The organism is Streptomyces sp. NPDC050504, assembly GCF_044458065.1.
Taxonomy (GTDB): domain Bacteria; phylum Actinomycetota; class Actinomycetes; order Streptomycetales; family Streptomycetaceae; genus Streptomyces.
Window position 1 is genome coordinate 921,931 of record NZ_JBITHO010000003.1, and the last position, 16,113, is coordinate 938,043.

The 16,113-nt window shown below is 72.4% G+C and carries 16 protein-coding genes and 3 tRNA genes; 9 read left to right on the forward strand and 10 right to left on the reverse strand.

Annotated features, from left to right (window positions below):
• The first annotated feature begins 112 nt into the window (after nucleotides 1-112).
• Complete coding sequence (locus ACIBNE_RS15010) at nucleotides 113-1,582, forward strand: N,N-dimethylformamidase beta subunit family domain-containing protein (RefSeq protein WP_399271348.1); 1,470 nt, start codon at nucleotides 113-115, stop codon at nucleotides 1,580-1,582.
• 109 nt (nucleotides 1,583-1,691) lie between these two features.
• Nucleotides 1,692-2,591: a phosphoribosylaminoimidazolesuccinocarboxamide synthase gene (locus ACIBNE_RS15015; RefSeq protein WP_399271347.1), complete on the forward strand. Its 900-nt coding sequence runs from the start codon at nucleotides 1,692-1,694 to the stop codon at nucleotides 2,589-2,591.
• A gap of 97 nt (nucleotides 2,592-2,688) precedes the next feature.
• Here ACIBNE_RS15015 and ACIBNE_RS15020 read toward each other — a convergent pair.
• The 8 genes from ACIBNE_RS15020 to ACIBNE_RS15055 all read right to left on the reverse strand — a co-directional run bounded on the left by ACIBNE_RS15020 (nucleotide 2,689) and on the right by ACIBNE_RS15055 (nucleotide 7,354).
• Nucleotides 2,689-2,761: transfer RNA gene (locus ACIBNE_RS15020), tRNA-Gly, on the reverse strand.
• Nucleotides 2,762-2,783: 22 nt separating this feature from the next.
• Complete coding sequence (locus ACIBNE_RS15025) at nucleotides 2,784-3,380, reverse strand: response regulator (RefSeq protein WP_399271654.1); 597 nt, start codon at nucleotides 3,378-3,380, stop codon at nucleotides 2,784-2,786.
• Between the two features lie 104 nt (nucleotides 3,381-3,484).
• Nucleotides 3,485-4,714 (reverse strand): sensor histidine kinase, encoded by a 1,230-nt coding sequence (locus ACIBNE_RS15030; RefSeq protein ID WP_399271346.1) that lies wholly within the window; start codon nucleotides 4,712-4,714, stop codon nucleotides 3,485-3,487.
• 44 nt (nucleotides 4,715-4,758) lie between these two features.
• Nucleotides 4,759-5,526: an ABC transporter permease gene (locus ACIBNE_RS15035; RefSeq protein WP_399271345.1), complete on the reverse strand. Its 768-nt coding sequence runs from the start codon at nucleotides 5,524-5,526 to the stop codon at nucleotides 4,759-4,761.
• Nucleotides 5,523-6,488, reverse strand: coding sequence for an ABC transporter ATP-binding protein (locus ACIBNE_RS15040; protein ID WP_399271344.1), 966 nt, complete (start codon nucleotides 6,486-6,488; stop codon nucleotides 5,523-5,525). Before ACIBNE_RS15040 ends, ACIBNE_RS15035 begins: the two co-directional genes overlap by 4 nt.
• A 131-nt stretch (nucleotides 6,489-6,619) precedes the next feature.
• Nucleotides 6,620-6,692 (reverse strand) — tRNA-Gly (locus ACIBNE_RS15045).
• Between the two features lie 80 nt (nucleotides 6,693-6,772).
• Nucleotides 6,773-6,844, reverse strand: a tRNA-Gly gene (locus ACIBNE_RS15050).
• Nucleotides 6,845-7,036: 192 nt separating this feature from the next.
• A complete protein-coding gene (locus ACIBNE_RS15055; RefSeq protein WP_399271343.1) occupies nucleotides 7,037-7,354 on the reverse strand; it encodes an Lsr2 family protein in 318 nt (105 codons plus the stop codon).
• Nucleotides 7,355-7,677: 323 nt separating this feature from the next.
• On the opposite strand from ACIBNE_RS15055, the gene purS reads away from it, so the two are divergent.
• The 7 genes from purS to ACIBNE_RS15090 all read left to right on the forward strand — a co-directional run bounded on the left by purS (nucleotide 7,678) and on the right by ACIBNE_RS15090 (nucleotide 14,063).
• Entirely contained in the window at nucleotides 7,678-7,929 is a 252-nt protein-coding gene (purS, locus tag ACIBNE_RS15060) for a phosphoribosylformylglycinamidine synthase subunit PurS (protein ID WP_399271342.1), read from the forward strand.
• Nucleotides 7,926-8,606, forward strand: a complete 681-nt coding sequence (gene purQ, locus ACIBNE_RS15065) for a phosphoribosylformylglycinamidine synthase subunit PurQ (RefSeq protein ID WP_399271341.1) — start codon at nucleotides 7,926-7,928, stop codon at nucleotides 8,604-8,606. Before purS ends, purQ begins: the two co-directional genes overlap by 4 nt.
• The gene (gene purL / locus ACIBNE_RS15070; RefSeq protein ID WP_399271340.1) at nucleotides 8,603-10,852 is read left to right on the forward strand and encodes a phosphoribosylformylglycinamidine synthase subunit PurL; all 2,250 of its coding nucleotides are present in this window, start codon (nucleotides 8,603-8,605) and stop codon (nucleotides 10,850-10,852) included. The genes purQ and purL overlap by 4 nt, the downstream gene beginning before the upstream one ends.
• Before the next feature lie 115 nt (nucleotides 10,853-10,967).
• A complete protein-coding gene (locus ACIBNE_RS15075; RefSeq protein WP_399271339.1) occupies nucleotides 10,968-11,471 on the forward strand; it encodes an ArsR/SmtB family transcription factor in 504 nt (167 codons plus the stop codon).
• 43 nt (nucleotides 11,472-11,514) lie between these two features.
• Nucleotides 11,515-12,342: a M23 family metallopeptidase gene (locus ACIBNE_RS15080; protein ID WP_399271338.1), complete on the forward strand. Its 828-nt coding sequence runs from the start codon at nucleotides 11,515-11,517 to the stop codon at nucleotides 12,340-12,342.
• A 10-nt stretch (nucleotides 12,343-12,352) separates the two neighbouring features.
• Complete coding sequence (locus ACIBNE_RS15085) at nucleotides 12,353-13,150, forward strand: sterol carrier family protein (protein WP_399271337.1); 798 nt, start codon at nucleotides 12,353-12,355, stop codon at nucleotides 13,148-13,150.
• A 55-nt stretch (nucleotides 13,151-13,205) separates the two neighbouring features.
• Entirely contained in the window at nucleotides 13,206-14,063 is an 858-nt protein-coding gene (locus tag ACIBNE_RS15090) for an META domain-containing protein (protein WP_399271336.1), read from the forward strand.
• Between the two features lie 7 nt (nucleotides 14,064-14,070).
• On the opposite strand, the gene ACIBNE_RS15095 is transcribed toward ACIBNE_RS15090, so the two are convergent.
• Nucleotides 14,071-15,492, reverse strand: a complete 1,422-nt coding sequence (locus ACIBNE_RS15095; RefSeq protein ID WP_399271335.1) for a sulfatase — start codon at nucleotides 15,490-15,492, stop codon at nucleotides 14,071-14,073.
• A gap of 244 nt (nucleotides 15,493-15,736) precedes the next feature.
• Nucleotides 15,737-15,829: a putative leader peptide gene (locus ACIBNE_RS15100; protein WP_399271650.1), complete on the reverse strand. Its 93-nt coding sequence runs from the start codon at nucleotides 15,827-15,829 to the stop codon at nucleotides 15,737-15,739.
• Between the last annotated feature and the right edge of the window lie 284 nt (nucleotides 15,830-16,113).

The following is a 16,113-nucleotide window of genomic DNA, read 5'->3' on the forward strand; positions in this document are numbered from 1 at the left end:
CAATTCGCGACGAACGGTGACGGACCGCGTGCGTTATGTGATGTGCTGGGGATCGGCGCTGACAGGCGGGAGCGCGACCCACGCGCGCCCGGGATCCAGGGAGGGGAGCGACATGGGGCCGGAACAGATCCGAAGGTGGGAGTCCGGAGCCCTGGCGCACGCCGTCACGGACCCGTTCGGACAGGGCCCCGTCCCCTGGCTGCGCGGCAGCGAGCACTACTTCGACAACACGGGGCAGGTCGTCCCCTGGTACGCGGCCCCCGAGGGGCGCGTCCCGGCCCAGGGCAAGCCCACCGGGCCCCGCACGTCCGACGACGTGCACCGCCAGATCAAGGGCTTCGCGTCCAGCAGCGCCGTGGCGCCCGGCGAGGCGATCGACTTCCACGTCACGGTCGACCCGCCCCAGGAGTTCTCCGTCGACATCTACCGCATCGGCCACTACGGCGGCGACGGCGCCCGCAAGATCACCACCAGCCCCCGGCTCGCCGGGATCGTGCAGCCGCCCCCGCTCGCCGCCGACCGCACGGTCTCCTGCCACCACTGGTGGCTCTCCTGGCGGTACCAGATCCCCGGTTACGCCTCCATAGGCGCGTACGTCGCCGTGCTGACCACCGCCGACGGGTACCGCTCGCACATCCCCTTCACGGTCCGCGACAACCACCCGGCCGACCTGCTCCTCGTCCTCCCGGACGTGACCTGGCAGGCGTACAACCTCTACCCCGAGGACGGGCGCACGGGCGCCAGCCTCTACCACGCGTGGGACGAGGAGGGCCGGCTGCTCGGCGAGCAGGACGCCGCCGTGACGGTCTCCTTCGACCGCCCGTACGCGGGCGCGGGCCTGCCGCTGCACGTCGGGCACGCCTACGACTTCATCCGCTGGGCCGAGCGGTACGGCTACGACCTGGCGTACGCCGACACCCGCGACCTGCACGCGGGCCGCGTCGACCCCTCGCGCTACCGGGGGCTGGTCTTCCCCGGCCACGACGAGTACTGGTCCGTGCCGATGCGCCGCACGACCGAGCTGGCCCGGGACCAGGGGACCTCGCTGGTCTTCCTCTCCGCCAACACCATGTACTGGCAGGTGGAGCTGTCCGCCTCGCCGTCCGGCGTGCCCGACCGGCTCCTCACCTGCCGCAAGCGGCGCGGCCCCGGCAGGCCCGCGCTGTGGCGCGAGGTCGACCGGCCCGAGCAGCAGCTCCTCGGCATCCAGTACGCGGGACGGGTGCCCGACCCCTCCCCGCTGGTCGTGCGGAACGCGGACCACTGGCTGTGGGAGGCGACGGGCGGCGCCGAGGGGGACGAGCTGCCGGGGCTGGTGGCGGGGGAGGCGGACCGGTACTTCCCGCGGACGGCCCTGCCGGAGCACCAGGGGCGGATCCTGCTCGCCCACTCGCCCTACCGGGACGGGGAGGGGGCGCGGCGGCACCAGGAGACGTCGCTGTACCGGGCGCCGTCCGGCGCGCTCGTCTTCGCGTCCGGCACGTTCGCGTGGTCGCCCGCGCTGGACCGCCCCGGGCACGTGGACGCGCGCGTCCAGCGGGCCACGGCGAACCTGCTGGACCGCATCTGCAAGCGCGACTGACCCCGTCGGCGGCGGGACGGGGGTCTGGTCCGGGGCCCCCGGGGCACCCGGTACTCCGCCCGTACGGGAGAATCGGTACCGCTCCTGGATCAACCTACGCGGAGGCACCGTGTCCGGATTCGTAGAAAAGCCCGAGCCGCTTCAGGTTCCGGGCCTCACCCACCTCCACACCGGCAAGGTGCGCGACCTCTACCAGAACGCCGCAGGTGACCTGGTGATGGTCGCCAGCGACCGGATGTCGGCGTACGACTGGGTGCTGCCGACCGAGATCCCCGACAAGGGCCGGGTCCTCACCCAGCTCTCGCTCTGGTGGTTCGACCAGCTCGCCGACCTGGTCCCCAACCACGTGATCTCGACGGAGCTGCCGCCCGGCGCCCCCGCCGACTGGGCGGGCCGCACCCTGGTCTGCAAGTCGCTGCGGATGGTCCCGGTCGAGTGCGTCGCGCGCGGCTACCTCACCGGCTCGGGCCTGGTCGAGTACGACGAGTCCCGCACGGTCTGCGGCCTCGCGCTCCCCGAGGGCCTGACCGACGGCTCCGAGCTGCCCGCGCCGATCTTCACGCCCGCCACGAAGGCGGCCGTCGGCGAGCACGACGAGAACGTCTCGTACGAGGAAGTGGCCCGCCAGGTCGGCGCCGAGACCGCCGCGCAGCTGCGCCAGGCGACCCTCGCCGTCTACTCCAGGGCCCGCGACATCGCCAAGGACCGGGGGATCGTCCTCGCGGACACCAAGTTCGAGTTCGGCTACGAGGGCGAGCGGCTGATCATCGCGGACGAGGTGCTGACCCCGGACTCCTCGCGCTTCTGGCCCGCCGCGTCCTGGCAGCCGGGCCGCGCCCAGCCCTCGTACGACAAGCAGTTCGTGCGGGACTGGCTGACGTCCCCCGCGTCCGGCTGGGACCGCAAGGGCGAGCTGCCGCCGCCCGCGCTGCCGCAGGAGGTCGTGGACGCGACCCGGGCGAAGTACGTCGAGGCGTACGAGCTGCTCACCGGCCTCACCTGGAGCTGAGTGCCGCTGCCCCGCCGGGCGCCGACCGAGGCGCCCGGCGGGGCGCGCGTACGCACGAAGAAGCCCCCGGTTCAGGAGAACCGGGGGCTTTCTGCCGAGCGGACGACGAGATTCGAACTCGCGACCCTCACCTTGGCAAGGTGATGCTCTACCAACTGAGCCACGTCCGCATGCGCCGTAGCGCGGAACCCACTATACCCAACCTCGCTCGCGCGCGAGACGCACCGCCGCATGACGGTTCTCGGCGCCCAGTTTCGTCACGGCCGACGACAGGTAGTTCCGTACGGTCCCGGGGGACAGCGCGGCCCTCTGCGCGATCTCCGCGATGGGCGCCCCGTCCGCCGCGAACTCCAGCACGTCGGCCTCGCGCGCGGTCAGCGGCGAGTCGCCCGCGGAGATCGCGTCGGCGGCCAATTCCGGGTCCACGTAGCGGTTTCCCGCCCGTACGGTCCGGATGATCTCGGCGAGCCGCTGGGCGCTCACGGTCTTCGGGACGAACGCCCGCACCCCCGCCTCCAGCGCCCGCTTGAGGTGCCCGGGGAGGCCGTGACTGGTCACGATCATGGTCTGGCAGCCGGGCAGGTCGGACCGGATCGCTGTGGCGACCTTCACACCGTCCGCCCCCGGCATCTGGAGGTCGAGGACCGCGACGTCGGGCCGGTGCGCCAGCGCCATCGCGATGGCCTCGGGCCCGGACGCGGCCTCGGCGACCACCACCAGGTCGTCCTCCAGTGCGAGGAGCGCGGCCAGCGCGCCCCTGATCAGGTGCTCGTCGTCGGCGAGCAGCACGCGGACGGGGGCGGACCCCGAAGGGGCGGGGGCGGACCCCGAAGGGCCGGGGGCTCCTGTGGGCTCGGCTTCTGCGGGCACGGCTTCTCCGATCACGGCTTTGGTCACTGCTTCTCCAGTACCAGCGGTACCGACGCGGTCAGCAGCCATCTTCCGTCCTCGGTGCGGGCCGCCTCCAGGCTGCCGTCCAGTGCGGCGAGGCGCTCGCGCAGTCCGGCGAGGCCGGAGCCGGGGGGCGCCGTGGGCGCATCGGGCGCCCCGTCGTTCTCGACGGCGAGCACCGCCCGCCCGTCGGCGGCGGTCAGCCGGATCGCGCACCACTTGGCGTTGCCGTGCCGCAGCACGTTCGTGGCGGCCTCGCGCACCACCCAGCCGAGCGCCGACTGGACGGGTTCGGGCAGGGCGAAGCCCTTGCCCCCGTCGGGGTCCCCTTCGACGCCGTCGCGGCTGACCCGGCTGTCGATCCCGGCGGCCTTCAGCACGCCCTGCGCGCCCGCGAGTTCGCCCGCGAGGTCCGCGTCGCGGTAGCCGCGCACGACTTCCCGCACCTCGCGCTGGGAGTCCTGGGCGATGCGCTGGACCTCGGCCATCTGGTCGGCGGCCTCGGGCCTGCCGCGCTGTGCGAGCTGCACGGCGAGCTCGCTCTTGAGGGCGATCACGGCGAGGTTGCGGCCCAGCACGTCGTGCATGTCGCGGCCGAAGCGCAGCCGCTCCTCGGCGACCGCGAGCCGCGCCTCGATGTCCCGCGACCGGTCGAGCTCCCAGATCACCGTCAGGAACCAGCCGGTCGTGCGGACGGTCAGCAGGGTGAAGCCGGCGACGAAGAGCACGGAGGCCGCGCCGCCCGCCGCGTATTCGCCGCCCTTGGCCAGCCAGCCGGCCCCGGCGACCAGGAGCCCGGCCAGCGCGGTGCAGGCCAGCAGCCTGCGGACGGAACCGAAGAGGTACGTCGCCCAGCTCGCGTACCCGAGGACGTAGGGGAGCATCATGCCGAAGTCGGAGCCGCCCACGCCGTCCATGCGCAGGAGGGCGAACAGCAGGCCCAGGGAGGCCGCGCAGAGCACCAGGACGAGGGTCACCCACTGGCGCGGGACGGGGGCGCCCTTCAGGTAGTGCGTCAGTCCGTGGCGCAGGCAGACCGTGGTGGCCGCGGTCTGGGCGAGGACCAGCGCCCCGAGTCCCTGGGCGAGCGGGACGGCCCTTTCGTCGTCGACGGTCCCGGCCAGGGACCCGATGATGCCGAGGGCGAAGAGCACGGGCAGCACGTAGAGCGTGATCCGCATGTACAGGTCGAGCTTGGCCGCGTGGCTCCGGCCGCTCCAGAAGGTCTTCACGCCCGCACCCCGTGCATCTGCCGTTCCCCCGTGTTCCCGTGTGCCTATCGCCTGGGCTCCCAGCGGAACCACTTCTGTACGGCGAAGACCGACACTACGGTCCAGGCCAGGGCGACGGCGACGGCGCCCAGGACGTCGTACGTGCTCAGCGTGCCGGTCCAGCCGCCGCGGACGAGCTGCACCGCGGGCGAGAGCGGCAGCAGTTCGCAGACGGACGCCATCTTCTCGGGCATCAGCTCCAGCGGTACGACCATCCCGGAGCCGATCATCGAGACGAGCAGCATCGGGGTGATCGTCAGCTGGGCGCCCTCGGCGGACTTGGTGAACGCGGCGGTGACGGCGGCGAGTCCGGTGGCCAGCACGAGGCCGAAGAGTGCACCGAGCACCACGAGCAGGATGCTGCTCGGCGCCTCGACGTCGAGGACCAGCGCGCCCGCGACGGCGAGGACGAGGCACTGCACGACGCCCGCGACGAGCGTGGCGGACGCGGTGCCGCCGAGGATCTCCAGGTCGCCGGGTTCGCCGGTGCGCAGCCGCTTGAGCACGAGCTGGTCGCGGCGCACGACGTAGACGGTGACCAGCGCCGAGTACACCCCGAAGAGGAAGACGAAGCCGAGCATGGACGGCATCAGCATCGTGCCGAGGGTCAGTCCGGCGTCTTCCAGGTCGAGGTCGGAGATGAGCGACTGCATGGCGAAGGTCATGGCCAGCGGCAGCACCAGCGCGGTGACCAGCACCGCCTTGTGGCGTACGAGCAGGATCATCTCGGCCCTGGTCAGTGCTGCCAGGCGCCCCATCACGGCCGTGCTCATCGCGCCGCCACCTCTTCCTTCGCGTTCTGGTTCCGACCGTTCTTCGCTTCGCGCGCGATGTGCAGGAAGGCCTCTTCGAGGGAGGCGGACCGCATGTCGAGGCCGCGCAGTTCGACGCCCGCCGTCCCGGCCCAGTCGAGCAGCGCGGCGGCGGACCGCTGGAGCCGGTCGGTGTGCAGCCGCACGGTGCGGCCGTTGAGTTCGTGGCCCGTGACGCCGAGCGCGCCGAGCGGCGGGAGGTCCCCGAGGTGGTAGCCGTCGGGGAGGGTGAAGGAGATCCGGGAGGGGTGCGCGGCGACGACCTCCTCGACGCGGCCCTCGGCGGCGATCCGCCCCTCGTGCATGATCGCCAGCCGGTCGGCCAGCGTCTCGGCCTCCTCCAGGTAGTGCGTGGTGAGCAGCACGGTGGTGCCGGCCTCGCGCAGCTCCCGCACCAGCTCCCAGGTCTCCTGGCGGCCCTCGGCGTCGAGTCCCGTGGTCGGCTCGTCGAGGAAGAGCACCTCGGGGTCGGCGAGCAGGGCCATCGCCAGGTCGAGGCGGCGGCGCTCGCCGCCGGAGAGCTGCTTGACGCGGACCTTGCCGCGGCCGCCGAGCCCGACCCGCTCCAGCACGTCGCCGACGGGCCGCGCGCCGCTGGTGCACCCGGCCCACATGCGGGCCGTCTCCAGCACGGTCAGTTCGGAGGGGAAGCCGCCCTCCTGGAGCATCACACCGATCCGCGGGCGGACCGCGGCGCGCTCGGCGTACGGGTCGTGGCCCAGGACCCGCACGGTGCCGCCGGTCGGCGCGGCCAGCCCCTCCAGCAGTTCCATGGTGGAGGTCTTGCCGGCGCCGTTGGTGCCGAGCAGGGCGAAGAGCTCGCCGCGTGCCACGGAGAAGGAGAGGGAACGTACGGCCTCGAAGCCTCCGGCGTAGGTGCGCCGGAGCCCCTCGACATCGATGACGTACTGGTCGGTGTTCATGCTTCGAGTCTTCCGCCGGGCGGAGACCGGTATCAGTGCGGCCTGTCATCGGCGTCCATGACAAATGTCATCGGCGGGTGCCGGGCGCACGACGAAGGCCCCGGTCTGATGACCGGGGCCTTCGCTTCCTGAGCGGACGACGAGATTCGAACTCGCGACCCTCACCTTGGCAAGGTGATGCTCTACCAACTGAGCCACGTCCGCATTGCTGCCGCTCAGCTCTCACTGGGCGGTGCGTTCACCACTCTACCCGAACCACCGGAGTGGTCTGGAGAGCGATGCAGAGCGGGTGACAGGAATTGCACACTGCGCCTTCCCCCTGGAAGGGGGATGTTCTGCTACTGAACTACACCCGCACGCTCCGTGGGTTTCGGCCTTTCGGCCTTGCCCCTCGGCGTGGTCCAAACTCTAGCCCACGTCAGGGGGTGCTTTGCAACTCGGTTCGGGGCGGGCGCTTCTGACGGGGCGGTGGGGCGGGGTGGGGCGGGCCCGCGGCCCGGCGGGAGCGGCCGTGCCGGACGGGGCCGTCCGGCACGGCCGCTCCCCGGCTAGACCGCCGCGTTGAACGCCTCGTAGACCTTCTTCGGGATCCGGCCCCTGGCCGGCACCTCCATGTCGCGGGAGCGGGCCCACGCGCGGACCGCCGCCGGGTCCGGGTCCACGGACGTGTGCCGGTAGGTCTTGCCCGACTTCGACTGCTTTCGGCCCGCCGCCACGTACGGCGCCAGGGACTTGCGCAGTTTCTTTGCATTGGCTTGATTGAGGTCGATCTCGTACGACTTCCCGTCGAGGGCGAACGAAACCGTTTCCGCCGCTTCCCCGCCGTCGATGTCGTCGGAGAGCGTCACCACTACGCGCTGCGCCACGGATATCGGTCCTTTCCTGCGCCTGCACCGCGCCAGGAACTTGCCTGACGTGCGGTGACGACGGCCTTCCGGCTTCTTCGGGGCAATGCTGCTTTCTGCGGTAATCCTTTGTACAGCGGCAGGCATCACAATGTGAAGCCCAGCCAATTACGTCAGCGTGTCAGCCCGCAATCTCATGCGCCAGTTTTTTCCCTGGATTTTCCCCGGGCGTTCTCGGGTCCGATATCTGGACGTGATCTGCCGGAACCGATATCTACCCGCGTAGAATTTTCGGCCGGGTAGGCTGAGGGAACCGCCCTCGCAACACCACACCGGGAGTGCCCGTGGCTCGCGTCGTAGTCGACGTCATGCTCAAGCCCGAGATCCTCGACCCCCAGGGACAGGCGGTGCAGCGCGCACTGCCCCGCCTCGGGTTCGACGGAATCGCGGACGTACGTCAGGGGAAGCGTTTCGAACTCGATGTGCAAGGACCGGTCGACGACGCCGCCCTCGCCCGCATCCACGAGATGGCCGAGACCTTCCTCGCCAACACCGTCATCGAGGACTTCACCGTGAAGGTGGAGGAGGAGAAGTGACCGCCCGTATCGGCGTCGTCACCTTCCCCGGCACGCTCGACGACCGCGACACCCTGCGGGCCGTGCGCATCGCGGGGGCCGAGCCGGTCCCGCTCTGGCACAAGGACAAGGACCTCAAGCAGGTCGACGCGGTCGTCCTGCCGGGCGGCTTCTCCTACGGCGACTACCTCAGGGCCGGCGCCATCTCGCGCTTCTCGCCCGTGGCGGAGAGCGTCATCGAGCAGGCGAAGGCCGGCATGCCGGTCCTCGGGATCTGCAACGGCTTCCAGTTCCTCACCGAGGCCCACCTGCTGCCCGGCGCGATGCTGCGCAACAACCACCTGCACTTCATCTGCCGCGAGCAGAAGCTGCGCGTGGAGAACGCGGAGACGGCCTGGACCGCGGACTACGCGGCGGGCCAGGAGATCCACATCCCGCTGAAGAACATGGACGGGCGGTACGTCGCCGACGAGCGCACGCTCGACGAGCTGGAGGCCGAGGGCCGCGTCGCCTTCCGCTACCTCGACTTCAACCCCAACGGTTCGCTGCGCGACATCGCCGGCATCACCAACGCGGCGGGCAACGTCGTGGGCCTGATGCCGCACCCGGAGCACGCCGTGGAGCCGCTGATCGGCACCGGCAAGACGGACGGGCTCGGTTTCTTCACCTCGATCCTGAAGAAGTTGGTCAACGCATGACGCTGGACACGGTCAAGCACGCCGCGGAGACCCCCGAGGTCGAGCAGCCCTGGAAGGAGCTCGGCCTCAAGGAGGACGAGTACGCCCGCATCCGGGAGATCCTGGGCCGCCGTCCCACCGGCGCCGAGCTCGCCATGTACTCCGTCATGTGGTCCGAGCACTGCTCGTACAAGAGCAGCAAGGTCCACCTGAAGCAGTTCGGCGAGAAGGTCCCGGAGAACGACGCGATGCTCGTCGGCATCGGCGAGAACGCCGGTGTGGTCGACGTCGGCCAGGGGTACGCGGTGACCTTCAAGGTCGAGTCGCACAACCACCCCTCGTACATCGAGCCCTACCAGGGCGCCGCCACCGGCATCGGCGGCATCGTCCGCGACATCCTCGCGATGGGCGCCCGCCCGGTCGCCGTCGTGGACCCGCTGCGCTTCGGCGCGGCCGAGCACCCCGACACCAAGCGCGTCCTGCCGGGCGTCGTCGCGGGCATCGGCGGCTACGGCAACTGCCTGGGCCTGCCGAACATCGGCGGCGAGGTCGTCTTCGACGAGTGCTACCAGGGCAACCCGCTGGTCAACGCCGGCTGCATCGGCGTGATGAAGCACGAGGACATCCACCTCGCGAAGGCGTCGGGCACGGGCAACAAGGTCATCCTGTACGGCGCCCGCACCGGCGGCGACGGCATCGGCGGCGTCTCGGTCCTCGCGTCCGAGACCTTCGAGTCGACCGGCCCGGCCAAGCGCCCCGCCGTCCAGGTCGGCGACCCCTTCCAGGAGAAGCTCCTCATCGAGTGCACCCTGGAGATCTTCCGGGAGAAGCTGGTCGCCGGCATCCAGGACCTCGGCGGCGCCGGGCTCTCCTGCGCCACCTCCGAGCTGGCCTCGGCCGGTTCCGGCGGCATGCGCGTCGAGCTGGACACCGTGCCGCTGCGCGACGCGACCCTCTCGCCCGAGGAAATCCTCATGAGCGAGTCGCAGGAGCGCATGTGCGCGGTCGTCGAGCCGCAGCACGTCGAGCGCTTCCTGGAGATCTGCGACAAGTGGGACGTCATCGCCACCGTCATCGGTGAGGTGACCGAGGGCTCCCAGCTGGAGATCTTCTGGCACGGCGAGCAGATCGTGGACGTGCCGCCGCGCACCGTCGCCCACGAGGGCCCGGTCTACCAGCGCCCCTACGCCCGCCCCGAGTGGCAGGACGCCCTCCAGGCCGACGACGCGGGCAAGCTGCCCCGCCCGGCCACGTCGGACGAGCTGCGCGCACAGGTCCTGGCCGTCGTCGCCTCGCCCAACCAGGCGTCGAAGTCCTGGATCACCTCGCAGTACGACCACTTCGTGCAGGGCAACACCGTCCTGGCGATGCCCGAGGACGCGGGCATGGTCCGCATCGACGAGGAGACCAACCTCGGCGTGGCCATGGCGACCGACGGCAACGGCCGGTACGCCAAGCTCGACCCGTACACCGGTGCGCAGCTCGCGTTGGCCGAGGCGTACCGCAACGTCGCCGCGACCGGTGCCAAGCCGCTCGCCATCTCCGACTGCCTCAACTTCGGCTCCCCCGAGGACCCGGACGTCATGTGGCAGTTCGCCGAGGCCACCCGCGGCCTCGCGGACGGCTGTCTGGCGCTCGGCACCCCGGTGACCGGCGGCAACGTCTCGCTCTACAACCAGACGGGCGAGGTGGCCATCCACCCGACGCCGGTCGTCGCCGTGCTCGGCGTGATCGACGACGTGAACCGCCGCACCCCCGTCGCCTTCGCGGAAGAGGGCCAGCTCCTCTACCTGCTGGGCGACACAGACGAGGAGTTCGGCGGCTCGGCCTGGTCCCAGGTCGTCCACCAGCACCTCGGCGGCCTGCCGCCCAAGGTCGACCTGGACCGGGAGAAGCTGCTCGGCGAGATCCTGATCTCGGGCTCCCGCGACGGCATGATCGACGCGGCGCACGACCTGTCCGACGGCGGTCTGGTCCAGGCCGTGGTCGAGTCCTGCCTCAAGGGCGGCAAGGGCGCGCGCCTCGTCGTCCCGGACGGGCTCGACGCGTTCACGTTCCTGTTCAGCGAGTCGGCGGGGCGCGCGGTCGTCTCCGTGCCGCGCTCCGAGGAGCTGCGCTTCACCGACATGTGCGGCGCTCGGGGCCTGCCCGTGACCCGCGTCGGCGTCGTCGACGGCGACGCGGTCGAGGTCCAGGGCGAGTTCACGCTCCCGCTGGCCGAGCTGCGCACGGCGCACGAGGAGACCCTGCCCGGCCTCTTCGGCTGAGCCGCGATCCGGCCCGAGCCGCGATCCACTGGCCCCCGCCCGGACCACCAGGTCCGGGCGGGGGCTTTTCCGCACCCCACTTGTTCGTCATTACGTAATTACGTATTCTCAACCCATGGATCTTGAAGATCGCGTCGCCGACCTGGAGCGCAGGCTCGCGGCGCTGGAGGGTGCCGGGCCGGGCCCCCGGGCGGGGGACGGCGACTTCTGGGCGCTGGAAGGGCTCAAGGAGCAGTTCGCCCGGCTCGGGGTCGCCGACGGGGGCGTCACCTACACCGGGGCCGTACGGCTGCCCGGGACGGGCGAGCGGTACGAGTGGCAGTACGGCGAGACCACCGACGACCTCCTGGACACCGACTGGTCCCGGGCGGCCGACGCCTTCGCGGCGCTCGGCAACGCGGTGCGGCTGCGGCTGCTGCGCGAGGTCCTGTCCGGCCGCCGCACCGCCGCCGAACTGGGCGAGCTGGACGGCTTCGGCACTTCCGGGCAGATCTACCACCACCTGCGCCAACTCACCGCCGCGGGCTGGCTGCACGCCGAGGGCCGGGGGAAGTACACGGTCCCCGCCGGCCGGGTCGTCCCGCTGCTCGTGATGCTCTCCGCCGCCCGGCCCGCCTGACGGGCCTTCGCCGTACGAACGTGTCGCACGAAGGGGAGGAACGATGTCCGGACGACTGCTCGTCGCCCTGCTCCACCGCCTGCTGTGGGTGGTGTTCGCCTGCTACGCCTTCAGCCAGCCCTCGCTGGGCACCCCGTACTGGATCACCCTGGCGCTGATGGCCGCGTCCCTCGGCTGCTGGCTGGGGCTGCGGCTGACCAGGGACCGCGAGATCAGGCTCAAGCCGCGCGAACCCGTCGAGGTCGAGCCGCCGGTCGGCGGGCGCTGGTCGGCGCTGAACAGCCCGGCGGACAAGGTGCCAAGCCACGGCACGCACGCGCTGGGACAGTCGTACGCCATCGACATCACGGCCGAGGGGGAGCCCGGGGCGGAGGGGGGCCGCCCGGCACCCGTACTGCTGTGGCCGTTCGGCCGCCGCCCCGAGGCGTACCCGGCCTTCGGCGCCCCGCTGCTCGCCGCGGCCGACGCGACGGTCGTCACCGCCGACGACGCCCAGCGCGACCACCTCACCCGCACCTCGCTGCCCGGCGTCCTCTACCTGCTGGTCGCCGAGTCCGTCATCCGCTCGGTCGGGGGCGCGCGCCGGGTCACGGGCAACCACCTGGTCCTGGACCTCGGTGACGGGGTGTACGCGATGTACGCCCACCTGAAGCGGGGCTCCCTGAAGGTGCGCCCGGGCGACCGGGTCACGGCCGGGCAGACCCTCGCGGCCTGCGGGAACTCCGGCAACTCCAGCGAGCCGCACCTGCACTTCCAGCTGATGGACGCCCCGGACCCGAAGGTCGCGCGCGGCGTCCCGTTCCACTGGCGCGGCATCGGGGTCCCGGCCGACCGGGAAATTTTCGAGGCCGTCGTCGGCAGCGAGCGCTAGCCTCCGACGTATGCCACCTGCCAGCAAGAAGCGCGCCCGCAGCTACGACTCCGCCAAGACCCGCGCCGCCGTCCTGGCCCAGCTCGGCCACGTCAGGGACGCGGTCCGCACGCTCACGCCCGAGCAGCTCGCGCTGCCGACCAGGCTCGGCGACTGGACCGTGCGCGAACTGGCCGCGCACATCGTGCTCGTCGCGGGCACGGTCCCCAGGTACCTCGCCCTGCCCGAGCCGCCGAAGCTGGAGGTCCCGCTGCTCGACTGGCCGTTCGCGACGGTGGCCTACCAGGGCGCGGTCGACGACGACACCCGCGAGATCGCCGAGGCCAGCCCCGACCTGCTCGGGCTGTACGACCGGCTGTTCGCCGACGTCGAGGCGGCGCTGGCGACGGCCGACGACGACCGGCTGGTCCCGGCCCGGATGGGCACCATGCGGCTGGGCGACTTCGTCGTCACGCGCACGGTCGAGATGATCGTCCACACCGACGACCTGAACGCGGCGACCGGCCTCGACGTCCCGTACGACCGGCAGGCGCTCGCGGCCTGCGCGCGGCTGCTCGCGGACGCGCTCGCGACGAAGGCGCCGGGCGGCGCGGTCGAGGTGCGGGTGCCGCCGTTCGCGGTGGTGCAGTGCGTGGAGGGGCCCAGGCACACGCGCGGGACCCCGCCGAACGTGGTGGAGACGGACCCGCTGACCTGGATCAGGCTCGCCACGGGGCGCACGGGATGGGCCGCGGAGGTGGCCGCGGCGAAGGTGGCCGCGAGTGGCGAGCGGGCCGATCTGGCGCCGCTGTTGCCCCTGCTCGGCTAGGGAACCGGCCCGGGGTGGGGCACGTCACACCGGCATGCGGACTCGACGTGCAGCAGTGACGGTACTGGCGCTCCTCACCCTCGCGGCCTGCGGTACGGACTCGGGCTCGGGCTCGGTGTCCGACGGGGGCGGGGGCGCGGGCGGGGACGGCGGCGGGAGCGGCGGCAAGGGCTCCCCGCCGCCCGGGGGCGGGACGGACGTCCCGCTGAGCGGCGGCACCTGGCAGGTCGAATCGATCACGACCGGGGGCGAGAAGGTCCCCGGGGTGCCGGGCAGGACCCTCTTCTCGCTCAGCGCCGAGAAGGGGACGGCGGGCGGGACGGCGTGCAACGCCTACGGCGGGATGTTCCGCTTCGAGGACGGCGGCATCGTGGTGGACGAGGCCGCCCACACCGAGATCGCCTGCGAGGACCCGGTGATGCGCGCGGAGCGGGCGCTGCACGAGGTGTTCCACGGCAGGATCGCGGTACGGGGCACGGAGAGCGCGGCCACCCTGACCGGGGCCGGGGGCGGCACCATCGCGCTGACCAGGACCGCGACCCCCAGGCGGCTGCCGCCCGCCCCGCTCGTCGGCACCAGGTGGACCGTGGTGGGCCTGGCCTCGGGCCCCGAGATCGACGCCGTGCCGCCCGGCAACGGCGCCTCGCACCTCACCATCGGTGCGGACGGCACGGCGACCGGGCGCCTGGGCTGCAACACCTTCCGTACGACCGCGAAGGCCGACGGCTCGTCGGTGACCTTCGGACGGCTCGCCCTCACGCGCATGATGTGTGCCGGAGAGGCGGGGAAGACGGAGCGCGCCCTCCAGGAGGTGCTGAAGGGGAAGACCGCCTTCCGCCTCCAGGAGGGCCAGCTCTCCCTCACCGCCGAGAGCGGCAAGGGCCTGACGGCCGCGCGGACGAAGTCCGCGTAACGGTCCGTCAGTTCGACGGGTACGGCAGCAGCTGCGCGTCCGTGCGCTCCCACGCGGACCGCAGCCCGGCCAGCACGCCCGGGTGCAGGGCCGCCTTGTCGGCCTGCTCCCGCTCGTCCTCGTCGAGCCGGAAGAGCTGGTCGCGGCCGCTTCTGCCCCGGTAGTACTTCCAGTCGCCCCGGCGCAGCGCGCGCTCCCCGCGCACCCGCCAGAACAGGTCGCGCTCACCGACCTCCTCGCCGCGCAGCAGGTATCCGGCGAGGCTGGTGCCGTCCAGCGGGTACGCGGGGTGCGGCCGCGCCCCGGCCAGTTCGAGCAGGGTCGCGGTCCAGTCGGGCGAGAACACCGGCTCGTGGCTGACCTGCCCGCCGTCGATCCGGGCGGGCCAGCGCAGCACGGCCGGCACGCGGATGCCGCCCTCCTGGAGCGAGCCCTTGTTGCCGCTCAGCGGCCAGTTGTAGGAGAAGCGCTCGCCGCCGTTGTCGCTGGCGAAGAAGACGAGGGTGTTCCGCTCCTGCCCGGAGCGCTTCAGGGCGCGCAGCACCTCGCCCACGGAGCGGTCGAGGTCCTCGACCATCTCCTTGTACTTGGCCAGCGAACCGCCGTCGCGGTGCTGGAGCGCACCGGGCTCGCGCGCCTTGATGCGCCGGACGATCTCGGCGCTCTGCGCCTCGTCGCCGTCGGCTGTCCACGGCCAGTGCGGGGTGGTGAAGTTGAGGTTGAGCAGCCACGGCTTGTCGTGGTGGTCGCGCCCGACGTACTCGCTCGCCCGCTCGGTCAGGATCCGCGTGTAGTACCGCAGGTCCTTGTACTCGGCGTCCCCCTCGTACAGGTCGTACTCCCCGGCCAGGCCCAGCTTGGAGTAGTACTCCAGCGCGCCCCCGAAGTTCCCGAAGAACTCGTCCCAGCCGGAGCGGGTGGGGCTGTAGTCGGGGAGGTAGCCGCAGTGCCACTTGCCGATGAGCGCGGTGGAGTAGCCCGCGCCCTTCAGGAGCGAGGCGAGGGTGGGGTGGGTCGGTTCGAGCCCCACCGACCTGTCCGCGATGGGCTCGGCGAGACCGCCCTTCGTGCGGCCCGGGTAGCGGCCGGTGTAGAGGCTGAAGCGGGTGGGGGAGCAGGTGGCGGAGCCGGAGTACGCGTCGGTGAAGCGGACGCCCTGGCGGGCGAGGCGGTCGAGGTGCGGGGTGCGGATGTGGGGCGAGCCGTACGAGGAGAGGTCGGCCCAGCCGAGGTCGTCGCCCAGGATGAAGAGGATGTTGGGGCGGCGGGAACGGGGCTTTCCGGGGGCGGCCCGGAAGGGGCGCTCCCCGCTTTCGGGGGCGGCGGCACCGGCGGTGCCGGAGGAGGCGACGGCGGCGGCGGTCACGGCGGTGGCCGTGACGGCACCGGAGAAGGCGCGCCGCGAGAGGGCAGGGTCCTGCGAGGACATGGGGGCTCCTGGTGTACGTGTCGTACGTGCTGTACGCGGCGAAGGGGGCGCCGCTCATGAGGGCGCGATGGTGCCCTGCGGGCCGCGAGCCCCGTAGGGGCGCGGGGAACTGCGCGAGGGTGGGGCAGACGCCGCACGCGCCCACTCCGCTTGAGCGGGCTCGCCCCAGGCGAAAGGCGCCCGCCCCGGGCCACGGGGCATCCACGGGGGAACGGAGGCCCACCCCCCGTACCCCGGGCTCAGCTCAGCGACAGATCGCGCTCGCGCATCGGACCAGGTCGACGTGGCGGCGCTCCACAAGCGTGACCGCATGATCACCGAGGGGCTGCATGGCCATGGAGCCTCACGCAGCCCCCGTACCCCTGTCAACGCCCCGTCCCAGGATCCGGACGCGTCCCTGGACACCCAGGACGGGACGAATCCCCCCGGCGCCCGGCCGCCCCCCGCCCCGCCGAATGTGAAACGCGACACGGGCGCCCCGCCCCGCTCCGCCCCGGCCCGCCGGGGGACGCCGCCCCCGCCCGCCGCCCCCGCCCGGGGCCCCGCGGCGAGGCGCCGCACGCCCTCCGGGGCGCCTGGGCAAGGGCGGGACGCGCCCCGTACGCACCCCGCGAGCCCGTA

Excerpts from the sequence above, each read along its gene's own strand:
- ACIBNE_RS15010 (WP_399271348.1), top strand. The coding sequence starts at position 113 with ATGGGGCCGGAACAGATCCGAAGGTGGGAGTCCGGAGCCCTGGCGCAC.
- ACIBNE_RS15035 (WP_399271345.1), bottom strand. The coding sequence starts at position 5,526 with ATGAGCACGGCCGTGATGGGGCGCCTGGCAGCACTGACCAGGGCCGAG.
- ACIBNE_RS15040 (WP_399271344.1), bottom strand. The coding sequence starts at position 6,488 with ATGAACACCGACCAGTACGTCATCGATGTCGAGGGGCTCCGGCGCACC.
- purL (WP_399271340.1), top strand. The coding sequence starts at position 8,603 with ATGACGCTGGACACGGTCAAGCACGCCGCGGAGACCCCCGAGGTCGAG.
- ACIBNE_RS15075 (WP_399271339.1), top strand. The coding sequence starts at position 10,968 with ATGGATCTTGAAGATCGCGTCGCCGACCTGGAGCGCAGGCTCGCGGCG.
- ACIBNE_RS15080 (WP_399271338.1), top strand. The coding sequence starts at position 11,515 with ATGTCCGGACGACTGCTCGTCGCCCTGCTCCACCGCCTGCTGTGGGTG.
- ACIBNE_RS15085 (WP_399271337.1), top strand. The coding sequence starts at position 12,353 with ATGCCACCTGCCAGCAAGAAGCGCGCCCGCAGCTACGACTCCGCCAAG.
- ACIBNE_RS15095 (WP_399271335.1), bottom strand. The coding sequence starts at position 15,492 with ATGTCCTCGCAGGACCCTGCCCTCTCGCGGCGCGCCTTCTCCGGTGCC.
- ACIBNE_RS15100 (WP_399271650.1), bottom strand. The coding sequence starts at position 15,829 with ATGGCCATGCAGCCCCTCGGTGATCATGCGGTCACGCTTGTGGAGCGC.